We start from the raw sequence: 18,735 nt of genomic DNA, 5'->3' as shown, positions 1-18,735 counted from the left end.
AATTCATGCGGCTATTGCTGGTGGAAGACGATACGATGATCGGCGAAGTAGTGCTCGACCTGTTAAGGGCCGAGCACTACGCCGTCGACTGGGTCAAGGACGGCGAAATGGCCGACACGGCCCTGATGCAGAACCAGAACTACGACCTGGTCCTGCTCGACCTTGGGCTCCCGCGCAAGGACGGGCTGGACGTGCTGCGCTCCATGCGCTCCCGCAAGGACCGCACCCCGGTGCTGGTCGCCACCGCGCGCGACTCGGTGGCCCAGCGCATCGCCGGCCTCGACGCCGGCGCCGACGACTACGTCCTCAAACCCTACGATCTCGACGAACTGCTGGCGCGCATCCGCGCGCTGCTGCGCCGCGCCGCCGGGCGCGCCGAACCCATCTTCGAATACAAGAACATCTCGGTCAACCCCGCCACCCGCGAGGTGCTGGTCGACGGCACGCAGGTAGCGCTGTCGGCGCGCGAATGGGCGGTGCTGGAAGCCCTGGTCGCTCGTCCCGGCGCCGTGCTGTCGCGCGCCCAGCTCGAGGAAAAGCTATACAGCTGGCGCGACGAAGTCTCCAGCAACGCGGTCGAGGTCTACATCCACGGCCTGCGCAAGAAGCTGGGCAGCGACCTGATTCAGAACGTGCGCGGCGTGGGCTACATGGTCCCGAAGGCATGAAGGTCACCCATTCGCTCCGGGGCCGCCTGCTGTGGTTCCTGCTGGCGGCCATCACGATCGCGGCGCTGGCCCAGGCATCCATCGCCTACCGCACGGCCCTGCACGACGCCGACCAGATCTTCGACTACCACATGCAGCAAATGGCGCTCTCGCTGCGCTCGGGCACGCCCTTGTCGAACACCGAGGTGCAGGAGCGCATGGAAGCCAACAGCGAAAGCGGCGGCAACGACGACATGGTGGTGCAGATGTGGTCTCCGGACGGGGTCCAGATGTTCCACAGCGTCTCTCGCGCGCGCCTGCCGCAGCGTGCGGTGCTGGGCTTTTCCAACGTGAAGGCCAACGGCACCGTCTACCGCGTGTTCTCGATCCAGACCGCGAACCAGACCGTGCAGGTGGCCCAGGACCTGGCCGTGCGCCGCAACATGGCGGGCAACCTGGCGCTGCGCACCCTGGGGCCGATCGCGGTGATGATGCCGATCCTGATGCTGGTGGTGTGGTGGGTGGTGAGCGGATCGCTCGAGCCGGTGGCGCGGGTGCGCTCGCAGGTGGCCTCGCGCCAGGCGGACGACTTGTCGCCGGTATCGGAAGCTGGCTTGCCGGACGAGGTGCGTCCGCTGGTGCAGGAACTGAACCTGCTGTTCGGACGCGTGAAGACCGCCTTCGACGCCCAGCAGAATTTCGTGGCCGACGCCGCGCACGAGCTGCGCACGCCGCTGGCCGCGCTGCGCCTGCAGGCGCAAAGCCTGGACCGCGCCGATAACGCCGACGCGCGCAAGCTCGCGGTGGCGCGCCTGACGGCCGGCATCGACCGCGCCACGCGCCTGGTCGAACAGCTGCTGGTGCTGGCGCGCCAGGAAGCGACCGCCGCCAGCGGCGCCGCCTGCCGCCCGGTCGACCTGGCCGACCTGGCGCGCCGCACCGTGGCCGACCTGGCCGGCGTGGCCGCCGCCAAGGGCGTCGACGTGGGCGTGCAGCAGGCCGACCCGGCCAGTGTGGAAGGCCAGCCGGATGCGCTGCAGATCCTGCTGCGCAACCTGGTCGACAACGCCATCAAGTACACGCCCGCCGGCGGCACGGCCGATATCTCGGTGGTCGCCGAGGGCGCGGCGGTCAAGGTCACGGTGGAAGATAGCGGCCCGGGGATCCCGGAAGAGGAACGCGAAAGGGTGTTCGACCGCTTCTACCGCGTGGCCGGCAGCGAAGCCGCCGGCAGCGGCCTGGGCCTGGCCATCATCAAGGCCATCGCCGAACGCCACGGCGCCGCGCTCACGCTCGGCCGTTCCGAGCGATTGGGCGGACTGGCGGCCACGGTCGTCTTCAAGAAACAGGAAAGCTGATCAGCAGCCCAACTGGCGATGGCGCTTGCGTAGGCTGAGCAAGTCCTGGCGCAGCGATTCGATCACACCGGCGCCGGTGCTGCGCCGTTCCGCTTGTTCGCTCACCTGGATCGCATCCTGCAAGCCCCGGCATTCGCGCTTCGTGCGTGCGGAAACGGCGTGGCGGGGGCCTTGGATGGCGGCCGTGGGGCGGGGCGTCTTGCCCAGTACGGCGCCGGCACAGGGCTGGCCGTGGCGGCCAGCCTGCGCGCATGCGTCGGTGGCCGGGTCCAGCCCGGCGGCATGGACCGGCAGCGCGGTCGACAAAAACAGCAGGCCGCCGGCAAGCGCGCCGGCAGCCCTGATTCTGGCTGGGGTATCGATGGTGGTCTCCGTGGTACGTCGTTTTCTGCCTATTGCTGCCAGGGGCTGGCGTCTTTTGCGCCGATGAGCGCGGAGAATACAGCAGTTAGCAAGATGGCATTCTCACCAATTGTCACAAGCAGCACGCCCGTGCGGCAGCCGGTAGAATGGACGGTTTTGGCGCGCTAGCGCTAGCAGTGACAATGAGGATGCGATGAACAAGCAGGTAATGATGGTCGGCGCCCTGGCGGCGGCGGCTGGCATGGCGACGGCGCAGGAGGTGGTGAAGATCGGCCATGCGGCGGCCGTGACCGGGCCGGTGGCCTACTTCGGCAAGGACACCGAGAACGGCGCCCGCATGGCGGTGGAAGCGCTGAACGCGCGCGGCGTGAGCATCGGCGGCAAGAAGGTGACCTTCCAGCTGATGGCCGAGGACGACGGCGGCGACCCGAAGCAGGCCACCAGCGTGGCCCAGAAACTGGTCGACGCGAAGATCCATGGCATGGTCGGCCACGAGACCTCGGGCACCACGATCCCGGCCTCCAAGATCTACCACGCGGCCGGCATCCCGCAAATCTCGCCCTCGTCGACTTCGCCGAAGTACACCCAGCAGGGCTTCAACACCACCTTCCGCGTGGTGGCCAACGACGTGCAGCTGGGCCAGGCGCTGGGCCGCTACGCCCTCGACGGCATGAAGGCGAAGCGCGTGGCGGTGGTCGACGACCGCACCGCCTACGGCCAGGGCCTGGTGACCGAATTCTCGCGCAGCCTGCAGAAGCAGGGCGGCAGCGTGGTGGCGCGCGAGTTCACCCACGACAAGGCGACCGACTTCTCGGCCATCATCACCCGCATCCGCGCCAGCAAGCCGGACCTGGTCTTCTTCGGCGGCATGAGCGCGACCGCCGGCCCCATGCTGCGCCAGATGAAGCAGCTCGGCATGAACGTGCGCATGATGGGCGGCGACGGCATCTGCTCGGACGAGATCCACAAGCTCTCCGGCGGCACCATGGCGGACGGCCAGGTGGTGTGCGCGGAAGCGGGCGGCGTGCAGGGCGAGGCCAAGGCCGGCATGGACAAATTCCGGGCGGATTACAAGAAGCGCTTCGGCATCGACGTGCAGATCAACGCGCCTTACGCCTACGACGCCGTGATGGTCATGGCGGAGGCCATGGTCAAGGCCGGGTCGTCCGCGCCGGCCAAGTACCTGCCGGTGCTGGCCAGCATCCAGTACAAAGGCGTGACCGGTCCGATCGCTTTCGATGCGAAGGGCGACATCCGCGACGGCACCATCACCCTGTATGGCTTCAAGGGCGGCAAGCGCAGCGTCCTCACGGTGACCAAATGAGCCCCGGCGGGTATCATCGGCAGCATGAACTCCATGGCATGAACCGATGACCCGCCAATTCGACGACATCCTCCTGGGCAGCATCGAGCTGTTCTGCTCCACGGCAGAACTGGGCAGTTTCACGGCCGCGGCGACGGCGGCGGGCGTCACCCCGGCGGCGGTGAGCCGCGCCATCTCGCGCCTGGAAGCGCGCCTGGACGTGCGCCTGTTCGTGCGCACCACGCGCACCCTGCACCTGACCGAAGCGGGACGCGAGTACTACGAACAGTGCCGCGCGGCGCTCGCTCAATTGGTGGAGGCCGAGCGCATGGTCACCGGGCGCCAGAGCGCGCCCTCCGGCCTGCTGCGCATCAGCCTTCCTACGCCCTACGGCCACTACCGGGTGCTGCCGCTGTTGCCCGAGTTCACGCGCCGCTATCCGGACGTGCGCATCGAATTCCACCTCAGTAACCGCAACGTCGACTTTGGCGACGAAGGCTTCGACCTGGCGATCCGCGGCCGCACGCCGCCCGATTCCACCATGATCTCCCGCCAGCTGGAAGACGCCGAACTGGTGGTGGTCGCCTCTCCGGATTACCTGGAGCGCGCCGGCACGCCCGATTCTCTGGAGGCGCTGCGCGCCCACAACTGCATCCAGTTCGCCTTGCCCAGCAACGGGCGCAACATCCCCTGGCTGTTCCGCGACGGCGGCGCGGACATCGAGCTGCCCACAAACGGCCTGTATGGCTGCGCCGGGGACATCCTTGGCGCGGTAACGCTGGCGCGCGCCGGCGGCGGCGTGTTCCAGACCTACCGCTTCATCGTCGAAGACGACCTGAGGGCAGGGCGGCTGGTCGAACTGCTGCCGCGATACGGCGGGCGCTCGCGGCCCTTCTGCCTGCTCTATCCGCATGCGCGCCACGTGGCCCTGCGCGTGCGCGCCTTCGTCGACTTCCTGGTCGAGCAGCTGAGAGGCTAGGCGATTCATTACATCGTGTATCGATTGTATTACTGCCGATCACCTTTTTCCGGCGGTGCGGACTTCCTATAGTTCAGGCCATGGACGGCGCAACGACGCTGCTGTCCACACCACCGAACAAAGGAGCGCATCATGCAAGCAGCAAACCGTACCGTCGTCATCACTGGCGCATCGAGCGGCATCGGCCTGGCCCTGGCCGCGGCCTATCTCGAACGCGGCTACAACGTGGTGGGCAACGCCCGCAGCGCCGAGCGCCTGGAGCAGGCGAGGGCCAGCCTGGGCAAGCCGCAGAACTTCCTCGGCGTGGCCGGCGACATCGCCGAACCCGCAACCGCCGAGGCCCTGTTCGCGGCGGCCTCGGACCGCTTCGGCAAGGCCGACATCCTGATCAACAATGCCGGCATCTTCACCGCCAAGCCCTTCGCCGCCTACACGCCGGACGATGTGGAGCGCCTGGTGGCGACCAACCTGATGGGCTTCTTCTACCCGTCGCAGCAGGCCGCCACGCACATGGCGGCGCACGGCGGCGGCCACATCGTCAACATCACGGCCAGCATCGCGCTGCAACCCAATGCCAGGGTGCCGGCCGCGCTGCCGGTGCTGGTCAAGGGTGGCCTGAACGCCGCGACCCGCGCGCTGGCGCTGGAGCTGGCCCCGCAGAACATCAAGGTATCCGCCGTCGCGCCGGGGATCATCGACACGCCGATGCACGACAGCGGCTTCCACGACTTCCTGCGCACCCTGCAGCCGACCGGCCAGCTCGGCAAGGTGGACGACATTGTCGACGCGGTGCTGTACCTGACCGACGCCAGCTTCGCCACCGGCGTGGTGCTGAACGTGGACGGCGGCGCCACCGCCGGCACCTGGTAAACGCAAGGAGAACGCCATGCCTTATATCCTGATCCAGGTCACCGACGAAGGCGTGACCAGGCAGCAGAAGGAAGCGCTGATCGCGGGCGCCACGGACCTCATGAAGGAGGTGCTGGACAAGGACCCGGCATCGACTTTCGTCGTGATCGACGAAGTGAACACCGATAACTGGGGCGTGGGCGGCGAAGCCGTCACCAGGCTGCGCCAGCGCCAGGCGGCGGCGCGCGGCGGCGCCAAGTAAGCCTGCGCTGACGGCGCGCGGGGATCGATACCGATATCGGTATCGATCCCCGTTTTAATGTGATTTGTCGAAAATATAAAAACTCTTCATTCTGTCCATTCACCGTACATACCCAGGACGGCCGTGCCAGACGCGCCGCAGGGAACGTGCGTCCTGCGATCCGGCAGGCGCAACGACGATAACGCAAACGATAACAAGACGGAGACACGCAATGAAGAAGCCATTCTCTCTATGGGGAATAGGGGCGCTATTGGCCTCGTCCCTCCTGTCCCTCGACGCCGCCGCCCAGGCAGGCTACACGCCGGTCAGCTTCACCAACGCCTCGGTCCACGATCCTTCCATCGTCAAGGTCGGCGACACCTTCTATGTGTTCGGCTCGCACCTGGCGGCGGCCAAGACCAAGGACCTGATGAACTGGCAGCAGATCACCAGCAGCGTCAGCGCCACCAATCCGCTGTTCCTGAACGGCTCGGCCAACGTGTTCACCGAGCTGTCCGAGGCCTTCAGCTGGGCCCAGTCGAACACCCTGTGGGCGGCCGACGTGCGCCAGCTCGCGGACGGCAAGTTCTACATGTACTACAACGCCTGCAAGGGCGATTCGCCCCGTTCGGCGCTGGGGATCGCGGTCGCCGACCGCATCGAGGGTCCGTATGTCGACAAGGGCCTCATCCTGCAGTCCGGCATGTGGGGACAGGCCAGCCCCGACGGCAGCATCTACGACGCCCTGAAGCACCCGAACACGGTGGACCCGCACGTCTTCCCGGACAACGCCGGCCGGCTGTGGATGATCTACGGCTCCTACTCGGGCGGCATCTTCATCATGCAGATGAACCCCTCGAACGGCATGCCGCTGCCGGGCCAGGGCTATGGCAAGCGCCTGATCGGCGGCAACCACAGCCGCATCGAAGGCGCCTTCGTGCTGTACAGCCCCGCCACGTCCTACTACTACATGTTCACCTCCTTCGGCGGGCTGGATGCGACCGGCGGCTACAACATGCGCGTGGCGCGTTCGCTCAATCCCGACGGTCCCTACCTGGACGCCCAGGGCAACAACATGGCGAACGTGAAGTCCGACCCGGCCAAGCCGCTGTTCGACGACGCCTCGATCGCACCCTACGGCGTCAAGCTGATGGGCAGCTTCCTGTTCGACCGCAAGCTGGGCGAAACGGGCACGGGCATCGGCACCGGCTACGTCTCGCCGGGCCACAACTCGGCCTATTACGACGCCGCCACCGGCCGCCACTTCCTGGTGTTCCATGCGCGCTTCCCCGAGCGCGGCGAACAGCACGAGGTGCGCACCCACCAGATGTTCATGAATGCGGACGGCTGGCCGGTCGTGACGCCTTACCGCTTCGCCAACGAAAAGCTGGCCGCCGTGCGGCGCGAGTTCGTGGTAGGCGACTACCTGCTGGTCAACCACGGCAAGGACATCTCCGCCACCATCAAGAAGGCGCAGCCGATCACCTTGAGTTCCACCGGCGCCGTGACCGGGGCGGCGAGCGGCAGCTGGACGCTGGTTGGCAGCAACCAGGTCGAGCTGCAGCTGGGCGGCGTTCCCTACAAGGGCGTGCTGGTCAGCCAATGGGACGAGACCTCGAAGACCTATGTGATGACCTTCTCGGCCCTGTCGCGCGACGGCGTGAGCGTGATGGGCAGCCGCCTGGTCCCGCGCACCGATGCGCAGGTGGCCAGCGCCATCTACAACGAGCTTAGCCTGGGCAATACCTCGGCCGTCACGGCCAACCTGAACCTGCCGACCAGCGGCGCGCGCGGCGCCACCATCGCCTGGACCTCGTCCAATCCGGCGGTGGTCAGCAATACCGGCGTGGTGAGCGCTTCGCCCAATGGCGACGTGACGCTCACGCTCACCGCACGCATCACCAAGGGCACTGCCAGCATGCTGAAGACCTTCACCGTCACCGTGCGCAAGGCAGGCGGCCTGCTGGCGCACTATGCGTTCGACGGCAACCTGTTCGATTCGAATGGCGTGTTCGCGCCGGGCAGCCTGATTGGCAGCCGCATCGATGTCGCCGGCGGCAGCCTGGGATACGAAGCGGGCGTGAAGGGCAATGCCGCCGTGTTCGATGGCGCCAGCGGCGTCCGCCTGCCCAATGGCCTGATCTCCTCCAACAACTACACGGTGGCGCTCTGGCTCAAGCCGGCGCAGCTGACGGCCTTCACCACCACCTTCTTCGGCGCGCGCACCACGGACTCGTGGATCAGCCTCCTGCCGAAAGGCCACGACTTCGTCGGCGGCGCCAGCATGCTGTGGTCGGGCACGGCCTGGTACGACGCCGGGCTGGGGATGAATATCCCGGTCGGCCGCTGGTCGCACCTGGCCTTCACGGTGAAGAACGGCGCGGTCAATGTCTATGTGGATGGCGTGAAGAAGTTCAGCGGCGTGAACTTCCCGAACGTGTTCACCACCGCCACCGGCGTGTTCGCGCTGGGCGTGAACTGGTGGGATACGCCCTACAAGGGCTCGATGGACGACCTGCGCATCTACGGCACCGCATTGACCGATGCCGACGTGGCGGCCCTGGCCCGCTGATCCTGACTGAATCTCGAGGAAGACAACATGAAGAACACCATTCTCTCCCTGGCGCTGCTGCTTGCGTCGTTCGGCGCATCCGCCGGCGTGATCGGTTTCGACGACCTGCCGGGCGATGAAACCCAGGCGGTGGCCAATGGCTACCAGGGCTTCGACTGGGACAACGTCGGCGTGATCCGGGCCGACGCCTATCCGGGCAGCGGCTATGAAACGGGGACGGTCTCGTTCGCGAACACCGCCTTCAACCGTGACGGCGCGCCGGCCGCGATCTCCAGGGCCGGCGGCTTCAACTTCGTGGGCGCGTACTTCACTTCCGCCTGGCTGGAGCAGGAGATCTCGTTCGAGGGCTGGCGCAATGGCCAGCTGCTGTTCACCACGGATGTCTCGTATGTGATCGATACGCTGGCGCCGCAGTGGGTACAGCTGGGATGGAACGGCATCGATACGCTGGTGATCTACAACAGCAGCCCGACGCCGTGGGCGATGGACGATTTCACCGTCCCTGAGCCGGCATCTCTGGCGCTGTTCGGCGCCGCGCTGGCAGGCTTGCTCGTGTCGCGCAGGCGTTCAAGCCAGGCTTGATGCGGTGATGTCTTCCAGCGCCGCCACGAGCTGCGCGCATTCCTCGTCGGTGCCGATGCTGATGCGCAGGTAGTTGTCGATCCCCGGCGACTTGAAATGGCGTACCAGGATGGCGCATTCGCGCAATGCCTGGGCCAGGTCGCCTGCACGGTGTTGGGAATGGCGCGCGAACACGAAGTTCGTGGCCGAAGGCAGCACGTCGAAACCCAGGGTGCGCAGGCGTTCCGCCAGGCGCTCGCGCGTCGCCATCACCTGGGCGCGCCGGGCCTGGAAATAGTCTTCGTCTTCCAGCGACGCGACGGCGCCGGCGATTTCCAGATGTCCCAGCGGGTAGGAGTTGAAGCTGTCCTTCACCCGATTCAGTCCTTCGATCAAGTGCGGCTGGCCGAAGGCGGCGCCGACGCGCAGGCCGGCCAGCGCGCGCGACTTGGAGAAGGTGTGCACCACCAGCAGGTTGGGATAATCGCGGATCAGCGAAACGGCGGATTCCGCGCCGAAGTCGACATAGGCCTCGTCCACCAGCACGACGCGGTCGGGCTGCGCGCGCAGGATGCGCTTCACCTCGTCCAGGGTCAGCGCGATGCCGGTCGGCGCGTTCGGGTTGGCGATCACCACGCCGCCGCAGGGCGCGCCGTACTGGCCGGGATCGATCCGCATGTCCTCGTCCAGGGGCACCAGCCGGGCCTCGATGCCGTAGAGGCGGCAATAGACCTGGTAGAAGCTGTAGCTCACCGCCGGCATCAGGAGGGGAGCGTCCTGCACGAAGAAGGCATGGAAGGCATGGGCCAGGACTTCGTCGGAGCCGTTGCCGACGAAGACCTCGTCCTGTCCCACGCCGTGATAGGCGGCGAGGGCCTGCGTGAGCCGGATCGCTTGCGGATCGGGATAAAGGCGCAGGCGGTCGGCGCCAGCCGCCTCGATGGCGGCCATCACCTTGGGCGAGGGCGGATAAGGATTTTCGTTGGTGTTCAGCTTGATCATGCGCTCGATCCGGGGCTGCTCGCCCGGTACGTAAGGCGTCAGCTTGCCTACGTGAAGACTCCAGAATGTGTTCATCGGCTTGCGGGTTGAGCACTATGCGGAACTGTCGACTATAGCAGAGCCTCCGCAAGTCCGTTTGTCAGGGGCATAGCGCGATGCTGCGCGAGCGCTGGTCGATCATGACCGTGTAATTGCGCAGAACGTGCGCGCCGACGAGCAGCTCGGGAAAACGCTCGGAGACGCGCACCTCCACGTCCTTGATGCTGGCGGCGCCGATCCTGAACGGGCCGGGCACGACGGCGCGCATGGTGTCGATCCGCGTATTGGTCAGCGTGCCTTGCCCGGCCAGCTCCAGCGGGCCCTTGCCGACCTTGTCGTAGAGGGCTTGCGGCATCACGAAGCTGACGTTGGCCCCGGTGTCCAGGTTCCCCTCGGTCCGGATCGAGCCAATGGAGACAGGCACGCGGAAAGCGCGCTCGTACTTGAGGATGTGCTCTCCCGCCGCAGGCAGCGACAGCGTGCGGCTGAAGGCCAGGGTCTTGTTCGGGTAGTCCAGGATCAGCAAGCCGTCCGCAAAGAACTCGCGTCCGACGATGCCGTGGAAGGCGGCGCCGGCCGGCATGCGGCCGCTGTAGTTGCGGGTGATGACATCGAGTCCCTTGCGCGACAGGCCGCCCAGTTCGAGCGCGTCCAGGTGCACGGTATCGACCTGCGCGGCCTGCACGCCGTCCGAGGCCTCGGCTTTTCCTTGCGGCTTCAAATTCAGCGTGGAGACCAGGCTCGCATCCGCGCGTCCCAGGCCGCTCGCTCCGGTATCGATGGCGAAGCGGAACGGGCCGCGGTCATTGACCCTGGCTTGCACATAGATCCGTCCGTCGACGACCTCGAACGGAATCCGCATGACGAAGTTCTCAGGCGCCATACTGGCCAGCCGGCAGGCGTCCGGCGAGGGAGTGGAGGCGCTGGCCCAGGTGCTCAGGCAGGACAGGCACAGGCTGAAGAGGATGCGCGCGGACGTAGGCATGTGACTTCTCCGTGGAAGAAAATGCCAGTGTCCTTGCCGGCGGGGCTGGATGCATCCGCTTTCCGACGAATCGCCGCAGCGGGCGACGAAAGCCGGGGGAAGCGGACCGGATGATCTCGCGATCAGTCGGCGGAGAGGCCTTTTTGCAGCAGCTCGGCCACGAGCTGGTTCAGCTCGACGCCGCGCTCCTTGCTCAGCTTTTGCAACTGCTGCACCAGCTCGCCGTTGAGCTTGACGGCAAACGGCACCAGTCCCAGCGCGCGCTCGCGCTCGCGCTGTTCGCGGCGGTCGGGCGTAGCCGCCTTGGCCGCTGCGCCAAAGGCGGCGCCCTTCGCATTCATCTGATTCATCAATTTTTTGGCATCGCTCTTTGCCAGGTCGGTCTTTTTCATCGTCAGTCCTTAATAAAAAAGGCTCCGCAAGCGGAGCCTCTGGATGTCATGCGAAGCCGGTTCAGAACTTGTGCGACAGGCGGGCGAACACCGAAGCGCCGTTCAGGCCGAACTGCACGCTCTCGTACTTGAAGCCGTTGTCGGTCTCGTTCGGATCCTGCGCCGTCGGCTTGACGTCGAAGATGTTGGTGCCGCCGACGGTCAGCTTGGTCTTGTCGGTGAAGGCCCAGGTGAAGGACAGGTCGGCCGAGGTCTTGGCGTCATACTTCTGGTTCGGCACCGGCGGGCCCGAGAAGGTGCCCAGGGTCTGCGGACCGAAGTGGATGATGCGCAGCGAGGTCTCGAACTTGTTCAGGCTGTAGTCGAAGCCGAGGGTGGCCTTGCGGCGCGGCGCGCCTTCTTCGATGAACAGGCGCTCGCGCTCGGACAGCAGCACGTCCTCGAAGCCCGCGAATGCGGCCGGGGCTTTCACGTTCTTGACTTCGGTCTTGCTGAAGTTCAGCGCCAGGAAGGTGCTCAGCTTGCCCGCGCCCAGGTCGGCGCGGTTCGACACGGTCAGGTCCAGGCCCTGGGTCTTGGTGTCGACCGAGTTGACGAAGAACTGCGCCTGGTCCACGCCCAGCTGCTGCAGGGTGGCGCCCAGCGCAGGATAGTTCTCGGCGTCGAAGCGGCCCGTCAGCACGATGCGGTCGTCGATGTCGATGCGGTACAGGTCGGCCGTCACCGAAGTCGACTGGGTCGGCGACCAGGTGATGCCCGCGGTGAAGCTCTTCGATTGCTCATCCTTGAGCTGCGGGATGCCGGCGGCATTCGCCACCGCGCCGCCGTTTGGCGCCAGCACCACGTCCACCGCCTCGCCGCTGACGAAGTCGGTGAAGGTCGACGAGAAGTGGACCTGCTGCAGCGACGGCGCACGGAAGCCGGTGCTGGCCGAGGCGCGCAGCAGCACGCTCGGCGTCACGCGGTAGGAGCCGGCCAGCTTGCCGGTGGTGGTCGAACCGAAGTCCGAATAGCGCTCGTGGCGCAGCGCGGTCTGGACCTTGAAGCGGTCGCTGACGTCGGTCTCGATGTCGATGTAGGCGGCGCTGCTGTGGCGGTCGCTGTCGGTCGCATCGCCCGGCTGGAAGCCCGGGAAACCCTGGCTGCCCGGTGCGCCGCCGAAGTTCAGGCCGTCGGCGTCGATATAAGAGCCCGGCTCGCCGGCGAAGATCTTGTAGTTCTCGCGGCGGTGCTCCAGGCCGAAGGCGACGTTCATGCCGTTCAGGACGCCGTTGTAGAAGCGGCTGAAGTCCAGGTTGGTGGTCGCCTGGCGGAACGAGAAGCCGCCCGCGTCGAAGGCCGAGGCGCTGCGGCCCGGACCGCCGGCAAGCAGGTCCTGGTTGGCGATCGAGGCGTTCAGGGTGTTATTGATGTTGTACATCAGGCGGTTGTAGCCGTAGGTCTGCGACAGGTCGGTGTTCCACTCGCCCATTTGCCAGCGGTAGCCCACGGTGCCCCAGCGGTCGTCGACCTTGCCGTCGATGAAGGGAACGAAGCCGGTCGGGTACATGGCCGCCGAGTTACGGCGCGGAATATCGTCCGAGCCCACGCCTTCGCGCGCCCAGGCCGCCGACGAAGCGTCGCGCTTCTGCGCGCCCGCGGTGAAATACAGCTTGCCCGGACCAGTCGGGAATTCGCCGTTCAGGTAAAGGGTCTGGTTCTCGGACTTGGTGTCGCCGATGATGCGCGGATTGCCCGGCTCCGAGCGGTTCGAGCGGCCGCGGTCATACCATTCGCCGGTGATGCCCAGCACGCCACCCGCCACGGCCACGCCGCAGTAGGCCGAGGCCAGCCAGTTCTCGCCGTCGCCTTCGGTGTACTGGCCGTAGCCCAGCACCGATTCGCAGCCCAGGTTTTTCTTCAGTTCGATGTTGATCACGCCCGCGATCGCGTCCGAGCCGTATTGCGCGGCGGCGCCGTCGCGCAGCACCTGCACGTTCTTGATCGCCAGCAGCGGGATCGCATTCATGTCGGTGCCCGTGTTGCCGCGGTTGCGCGCGCCGAACAGATTCACCAGCGCCACGGTGTGGCGGCGCTTGCCGTTGACCAGCACCAGGGTCTGGTCCGAGCCCAGGCCGCGCAGGGCGGCCGAGTCGATCAGGTCGGCGCCGTCCGCGCCGGTCTGGCGGGTCGAGTTGAACGAGGGCGAGATGTTGGTCAGCGCCTGGGCCAGGTCGAACTGGCCGCCTTGTTCGGCGGCCTTGGTCATGGGGATGAAGTCGACCGGCACCGGGGTGTCGGTGGAAGAGGCGTTGCCGACACGGCGCGAGCCGACCACGCTGACGGTGGCGACGTTCTCGGTGCTGGCTGCCGGCGCTGCGCTTTGTGCGAAGGCGGCGGCGGGAATCAGGGAGGCAAGGGCGGCGCCGCCGTACAGGGCAAGTAGGAGCGACTGGGGAATCAGTTTGAGTTTGAGCACAGATTTTCTCCGGGGGAAAATTGAATACTAATCAATTGACCCTTTAGTCACCATGGCTCTGTATCGTTAACACAACGTTGTAATGATATAACTTCAAATCATTCAACCAGCATGGAGAAAAGCCGCTTCGCTGCCTGCCGCTTCGACCCGTCCGCCGACCAGGACCACGCCGTCGGCGTAGCGGGTGCGGATCAGGCAGCTGCGCCCGGTCGCCCGGCCTTGCAGCAGGGTGATCCCCTGTTCCAGCAGCGCCGTCAGCGCGCCGGCCGCGACGCCGGTGGCGCTGTCTTCCAGCGCGTGGTCGAGGTGGTTGAAGTTGCGCCCTTCGTAGCGTCCATCCGCATGCCGGCAGTACACGTACATGCCGTTCACGCCGGTCTCCCTGCTCCAGGCGGTGATGGCGGCGAGGTCGGGAACGAGTGCGTGCAGGCTGTCCGCGTCCTTCACTTCCACCAGCAGCTTCGGGCTGCCGATCGAGGTCGCGCGCGGCGTCGATGCGGTCACCAGGTCCGGCGCCGCCAGCAGGCGCGCCAGCTGCGCGCCGTCGAGTGCGGGCTGGGTCGCTTCCTGCACTTCCATTTGCACGAAATAGCCGCCGTCCTCGCGCACCAGTCCCAGGCGCTGGCCGCGCATCGCGGTGCGCACCGCCAGCATCGCCGCCTCGGGAGCGCGCGCGAACAGCACCTGCGCCACCGCCAAGGTCGCGTGCACGCACAAGGGGCTGCGGGCGTGGGGATAGAAGTAGTCGACCACGCCCGCGATGCCCGCGATGCCCGGTTCAGCGGCGGGATCGATCCAGACGCAGGTGATGTTGCGCTCGCGCGCGAAGGCCGCGCGTTCGGCCTGGCCGCGCGGATCGTCTTCGATCACCAGGGCAGGGTTGCCGTCGCCGGGGTGTTCGCCGAAGCAAAGCAGGGCATGGATCCGCATCGTTCTCTCTTGCTGTGTGTCCTTGGTCGGTTATACTGTATATTCATACAGTATTGCTGTTTTGCCTAAGGATTGTAGCCCAGCCGTGCCAGCGCCGCCGACCACCGCCGATTTTTCCTCTCCCGCAGTGCAGACGCAGGTTCTGCCGCAATATGCGGAGCTGTTCTGCATGTCGAATTTCTCGTATCTAGAGGGCGCCTCGCACGCCGAGGAACTGGTGATGCGCGCGGTGCAGCTCGGGTACTTCGCGCTGGCCCTGACCGACGAATGCTCGCTGGCCGGCGTGGTGCGCGCCCACGGCGAAGCGAAGAAGACCGGCCTGCCGTTGGTGATCGGCGCCCACTTCCACCTGAAGCGGCGCGACGGCAGCCCGGCCCTGTCGCTGATCCTGCTGGCGCAAAACCGCAACGGCTACGGCAACCTGTCGGAACTGATCACCCTGGGCCGCATGCGCGCCGCCAAGGGCGAGTACTTCCTCACGCCGGACGACCTGGCCGAACCCGGCGTGGAACACGCGCACCTGAAGCACATGCCCGACTGCCTGGCGATCCTGCTGCCGGCCTATCCCGGGCACGAGGCGCAGGACGTGGACCGCCTGCACGCGCAGGCCGCATGGATGGCCACCACCTTCCCGGGCCGCGCCTGGCTCGGATTGACCCTCCTCCACCGCGCCTTCGACGAAGCCCATCGCGCCACGGTGGAGGAGGTGGGCTGGCAGCACGGCTTGCCGATCACGGCGCTGGGCCAGGTCGTGATGCATGTCCGCTCGCGCAAGCCACTGCAGGACACGCTCACCGCCACGCGCCTGGGCAAGCCGGTGGCCGAATGCGGCTACGGCCTGGCGCAGAACGCGGAGCAGCACCTGCGCGCGCGCCTGCGCCTGGCCAATATCTACACGCGCGAGGCCCTGGCCGAGACGGTGCGCATCGCGCGCCTGTGCACCTTCTCGCTGGACGAACTGCGCTACGAATATCCGGACGAAGTGGTCCCGCCCGGCCATACGGCCAGCAGCTACCTGCGCGCGGAAACCTATATCGGCGCGCACCGGCGCTTCCGCGAAGGGATTCCCGCCAAGGTGCAGGCCCAGATCGAGCACGAGCTGTCCCTGATCGCGGACATGAAGTACGAGCACTACTTCCTGACCGTCTACGACATCGTGCGCTTCGCCCGTTCGCAGAACATCCTGTGCCAGGGCCGCGGCTCGGCCGCCAACTCGGCGGTCTGCTACTGCCTGGGCATCACCGAGGTCGATCCGGCGCGCGCCAGCCTGCTGTTCGAGCGCTTCATCTCGAAGGAGCGCAACGAGCCGCCCGACATCGACGTCGACTTCGAGCACCAGCGCAGGGAAGAAGTCATCCAGTACATCTACGGCAAGTACGGGCGCGAACGCGCGGCGCTGGCGGCGGTGGTGATCAGCTACCGTCCCAAGAGCGCGCTGCGCGACAGCGGACGCGCGCTCGGCATCGACCTGGCCATCGTCGAGAAGGTGGCCAAGACCCACCACTGGTTCGACAGCCGCGCCGACCTGCTCGGGCGCCTGGCCGAAAGCGGCCTCGATCCGGAAGCGCCGCTGTCGCAGCAATGGGCCACCCTGGCCCAGCAGCTGCTCAACTTCCCGCGCCACCTGTCCCAGCATCCGGGCGGCTTCGTGATCGCCCAGGGCAAGCTGTCGCGCCTGGTGCCGATCGAGAACGCGGCGATGGAAGAGCGCAGTGTGATCCAGTGGGACAAGAACGACCTGGAGGAACTGGGCCTGATGAAGGTCGACGTGCTGGCGCTGGGCATGCTGTCGATGATGCGGCGCGGGCTGGAACTGGTCGGGCAGCGCTACGGCGACGTGTTCGAGATGCAGGACATCCCGGCCGACGATGCCGCCACCTACGACATGATCTGCGCGGCCGACACCGTGGGCGTGTTCCAGATCGAGTCGCGCGCGCAGATGAGCATGCTGCCGCGCATGCAGCCGCGCCGCTTCTACGACCTGGTGATCGAAGTGGCGGTGGTGCGCCCCGGCCCGATCCAGGGCGGCATGGTGCATCCTTATCTGCGGCGGCGGCAGAGACTCGATCCCGTGCACTATCCGAGCCCGCAGATGAAAGTGGCCCTGGAGCGCACCCTGGGCGTGCCGATCTTCCAGGAACAGGTGATGCAGGTGGCGATCCTGGGCGCCGGCTTCACGCCGGGCGAAGCGGACCAGCTGCGGCGCGCGATGGCGGCCTGGAAGCGCAAGGGCGGCCTGGAGCAGTACTACGAGCGCATCGTGGGCGGCATGCTGGAACGCGGCTACGAGCTGTCCTTCGCCGAATCGATCTTCAGCCAGATCCAGGGCTTCGGCGAATACGGCTTCCCCGAATCGCACGCGGCCAGCTTCGCGCTGCTGGCCTATGCCAGTTCCTGGCTCAAGTGCCACGAGCCGGCGGCCTTCCTGTGCGCGCTGCTCAACAGCCAGCCGATGGGCTTCTACAGCCCCTCGCAGCTGGTGCAGGACGCGCGCCGCCACGGCATCGAGGTGAGGCCGGTGGACGTGGCGATCAGTGGCTGGGATTCGGCGCTGGAGGAACTCGACCCGGTCGACCGCTCGCGCCAGCCGGCGGTGCGCCTGGGACTGTCGCTACAGCGCGGATTGAAGCACGAAGTGGCGGAGCGTATCGAGGAAGCGCGCGCCATCCGGCCTTTCGAGAGCGTGGCCGACCTGGCGCGGCGCGCGCGCCTGGACCGGGGCGACCTGCAGGTGCTGGCCGGCGCCAACGCGCTGCGTTCGCTGGCCGGGCACCGGCGCGAAGCCCTGTGGCAGGCGGTGGGCGCGGCGCCCGACCGCGACCTGCTGCGCCCGACCACGGTGCAGGAAGAAACGCCGCAGCTGGCCGCGCCCTCGGAAGGCGAGGAAATCGTGGGCGACTACCGTGCCCAGGGCCTGACCCTGGGCCGCCATCCGCTGGCGCTGCTGCGCGAGCAGTTGCTGGCCAGGCGCTTCATGCCGGCCTCCACCCTGATGGACTACCAGAACGGCCAGCTGGCGCGCGCCTGCGGCATGGTGACGGTGCGCCAGCGCCCCGGCACCGCCAAGGGCGTGCTGTTCATGACCCTGGAGGACGAGACCGGCAACGTCAATGTGATCGTCTGGCCCTCGCTGGTGGAGCAGCAGCGGCGCGAGGTGCTGAACGCGCCGCTGCTCGGCGTGTACGGCATCTGGCAGAAGGAAGGGGAGGTGCGCCACCTGGTCGCCAAGCGCCTGGTCGACATGTCGCACCTGCTGGGGCGCCTGCATGCGCCCAGCCGGGACTTCTGCTGACCGGCTTTACCAGCGGCGGTAGACGGCGAAGTTCAGGCTGCGCTCGCGCGCGCTGCCACCGCTGTCACGGGAGAAGGCGGCGCCCACGCGCCCGCCCCAGTCGCGCGAAAAATAATGCACCAGGTTGACGCTGCCGCCGCCGGAGCGGGTGCGTCCGCCCGCCAGCGACAGCGGATCGTCGCTGCGGCCGCGGTTCACCGCCAGCTCCAGGTAGCTGTCGGCGTCGCCCTGGTAGTAGTAGCGGCCCAGCAGGCGGTCGCCCGAGCCGTGCGAGCCCGGCGCCACAATATTCTGGTGGCGCAGCTGGACGTACCAGTTGCCGCTGTACTTCGCCAGGCTCACGCCGTAGATGTTGACGCGCTCGCCGAAGCCGAGCACGTCGTCGCTGAGCGAGACTTCCCAGCCGTCACCCACCGCCTGGTACAGCTCGATGCGGCCGCTGTTGGCCGGGAACAGGCGCGCCGAGGGCGCACGCTGGTAGCGCAGGTTGGCGTAGGCGCCGTTCCATAATTTGGTGTAGGCGTCCAGCGCCCAGGCGTGGCCGGTCTGGGCGAAGCGCTGCGCGCGCAAGGCCTCGAAGCCGATCGAACCGAGCTTGCCATAATGGCGAATGCTGGCGGTCTGCTCGTTCCAGCGCGGGTTGTCGCCCAGCCTGGTCCAGGTCGAGGACAGGCCCGCCGCCCAGGCATAGCCTTCGGCGATGGCCGCATCGGGCGTGCCGGGACGCGGGCGCATCGCGGCCAGCATGGCGTCGACCTCGCCGG

Annotated in this window: 16 protein-coding genes; 9 read left to right on the top strand and 7 right to left on the bottom strand. The window is 67.0% G+C overall.

Going from position 1 to position 18,735, the window contains the following annotated elements:
• Positions 1–5 precede the first annotated feature (5 nt).
• Both J8847_RS09295 and J8847_RS09290 read left to right on the top strand, forming a co-directional pair.
• Positions 6–668 carry a response regulator transcription factor gene (locus J8847_RS09295; protein WP_211524418.1) on the top strand — a complete coding sequence of 221 codons (663 nt, stop codon included), beginning with the start codon at positions 6–8 and terminating at the stop codon, positions 666–668.
• Positions 665–2,005, top strand: coding sequence for an ATP-binding protein (locus J8847_RS09290; RefSeq protein ID WP_211524417.1), 1,341 nt, complete (start codon positions 665–667; stop codon positions 2,003–2,005). The genes J8847_RS09295 and J8847_RS09290 overlap by 4 nt, the downstream gene beginning before the upstream one ends.
• Here J8847_RS09290 and J8847_RS09285 read toward each other — a convergent pair whose 3' ends face one another.
• A complete protein-coding gene (locus tag J8847_RS09285; protein WP_211524416.1) occupies positions 2,006–2,311 on the bottom strand; it encodes a hypothetical protein in 306 nt (101 codons plus the stop codon).
• A 250-nt stretch (positions 2,312–2,561) separates the two neighbouring features.
• On the opposite strand from J8847_RS09285, the gene J8847_RS09280 reads away from it, so the two are divergent.
• The 6 genes from J8847_RS09280 (at position 2,562) to J8847_RS09255 (ending at position 8,894) form a co-directional block, all read left to right on the top strand.
• Positions 2,562–3,692, top strand: a complete 1,131-nt coding sequence (locus tag J8847_RS09280) for a branched-chain amino acid ABC transporter substrate-binding protein (RefSeq protein WP_211524415.1) — start codon at positions 2,562–2,564, stop codon at positions 3,690–3,692.
• A gap of 46 nt (positions 3,693–3,738) precedes the next feature.
• Positions 3,739–4,650, top strand: coding sequence for a LysR family transcriptional regulator (locus tag J8847_RS09275; RefSeq protein WP_211524414.1), 912 nt, complete (start codon positions 3,739–3,741; stop codon positions 4,648–4,650).
• Between the two features lie 132 nt (positions 4,651–4,782).
• A complete protein-coding gene (locus J8847_RS09270) occupies positions 4,783–5,520 on the top strand; it encodes an SDR family NAD(P)-dependent oxidoreductase (protein WP_211524413.1) in 738 nt (245 codons plus the stop codon).
• A gap of 16 nt (positions 5,521–5,536) precedes the next feature.
• Positions 5,537–5,761 carry a 2-hydroxymuconate tautomerase family protein gene (locus J8847_RS09265; protein ID WP_211524412.1) on the top strand — a complete coding sequence of 75 codons (225 nt, stop codon included), beginning with the start codon at positions 5,537–5,539 and terminating at the stop codon, positions 5,759–5,761.
• A gap of 211 nt (positions 5,762–5,972) precedes the next feature.
• Positions 5,973–8,312, top strand: coding sequence for a family 43 glycosylhydrolase (locus J8847_RS24420; RefSeq protein ID WP_211524411.1), 2,340 nt, complete (start codon positions 5,973–5,975; stop codon positions 8,310–8,312).
• A 27-nt stretch (positions 8,313–8,339) separates the two neighbouring features.
• On the top strand, positions 8,340–8,894 hold the full coding sequence (locus J8847_RS09255; RefSeq protein WP_211524410.1) for a PEP-CTERM sorting domain-containing protein: 555 nt from the start codon (positions 8,340–8,342) through the stop codon (positions 8,892–8,894).
• Here J8847_RS09255 and hisC read toward each other — a convergent pair.
• The 5 genes from hisC to J8847_RS09230 form a co-directional block, all read right to left on the bottom strand.
• Positions 8,880–9,950: a histidinol-phosphate transaminase gene (gene hisC / locus J8847_RS09250; RefSeq protein WP_211524409.1), complete on the bottom strand. Its 1,071-nt coding sequence runs from the start codon at positions 9,948–9,950 to the stop codon at positions 8,880–8,882. The two genes, J8847_RS09255 and hisC, sit on opposite strands and share 15 nt — an antisense overlap.
• 64 nt (positions 9,951–10,014) lie before the next feature.
• Entirely contained in the window at positions 10,015–10,899 is an 885-nt protein-coding gene (locus tag J8847_RS09245; protein WP_211524408.1) for an aspartyl protease family protein, read from the bottom strand.
• A 122-nt stretch (positions 10,900–11,021) separates the two neighbouring features.
• The gene (locus tag J8847_RS09240; protein ID WP_211524407.1) at positions 11,022–11,291 is read right to left on the bottom strand and encodes a hypothetical protein; all 270 of its coding nucleotides are present in this window, start codon (positions 11,289–11,291) and stop codon (positions 11,022–11,024) included.
• Positions 11,292–11,352: 61 nt separating this feature from the next.
• A complete protein-coding gene (locus tag J8847_RS09235) occupies positions 11,353–13,749 on the bottom strand; it encodes a TonB-dependent receptor (RefSeq protein WP_211524406.1) in 2,397 nt (798 codons plus the stop codon).
• A gap of 102 nt (positions 13,750–13,851) precedes the next feature.
• Entirely contained in the window at positions 13,852–14,679 is an 828-nt protein-coding gene (locus J8847_RS09230) for a PhzF family phenazine biosynthesis protein (RefSeq protein WP_211524405.1), read from the bottom strand.
• 127 nt (positions 14,680–14,806) lie between these two features.
• Here J8847_RS09230 and J8847_RS09225 point away from each other — a divergent pair, with 127 nt between their 5' ends.
• A complete protein-coding gene (locus J8847_RS09225; protein ID WP_211524404.1) occupies positions 14,807–17,971 on the top strand; it encodes an error-prone DNA polymerase in 3,165 nt (1,054 codons plus the stop codon).
• Positions 17,972–17,977: 6 nt separating this feature from the next.
• Here J8847_RS09225 and J8847_RS09220 read toward each other — a convergent pair.
• The coding region (locus J8847_RS09220) for a YaiO family outer membrane beta-barrel protein (RefSeq protein ID WP_211524403.1) at positions 17,978–18,735 on the bottom strand (758 nt) is incomplete at its 5' end.

The sequence above is a fragment of the Massilia sp. AB1 genome (genome assembly GCF_018119385.1).
In the GTDB taxonomy this organism is placed as follows: Bacteria; Pseudomonadota; Gammaproteobacteria; order Burkholderiales; family Burkholderiaceae_D; genus Telluria.
The sequence above is the reverse complement of the archived record's forward strand: the minus strand, read 5'-3'. Positions and strand labels throughout refer to the sequence as shown.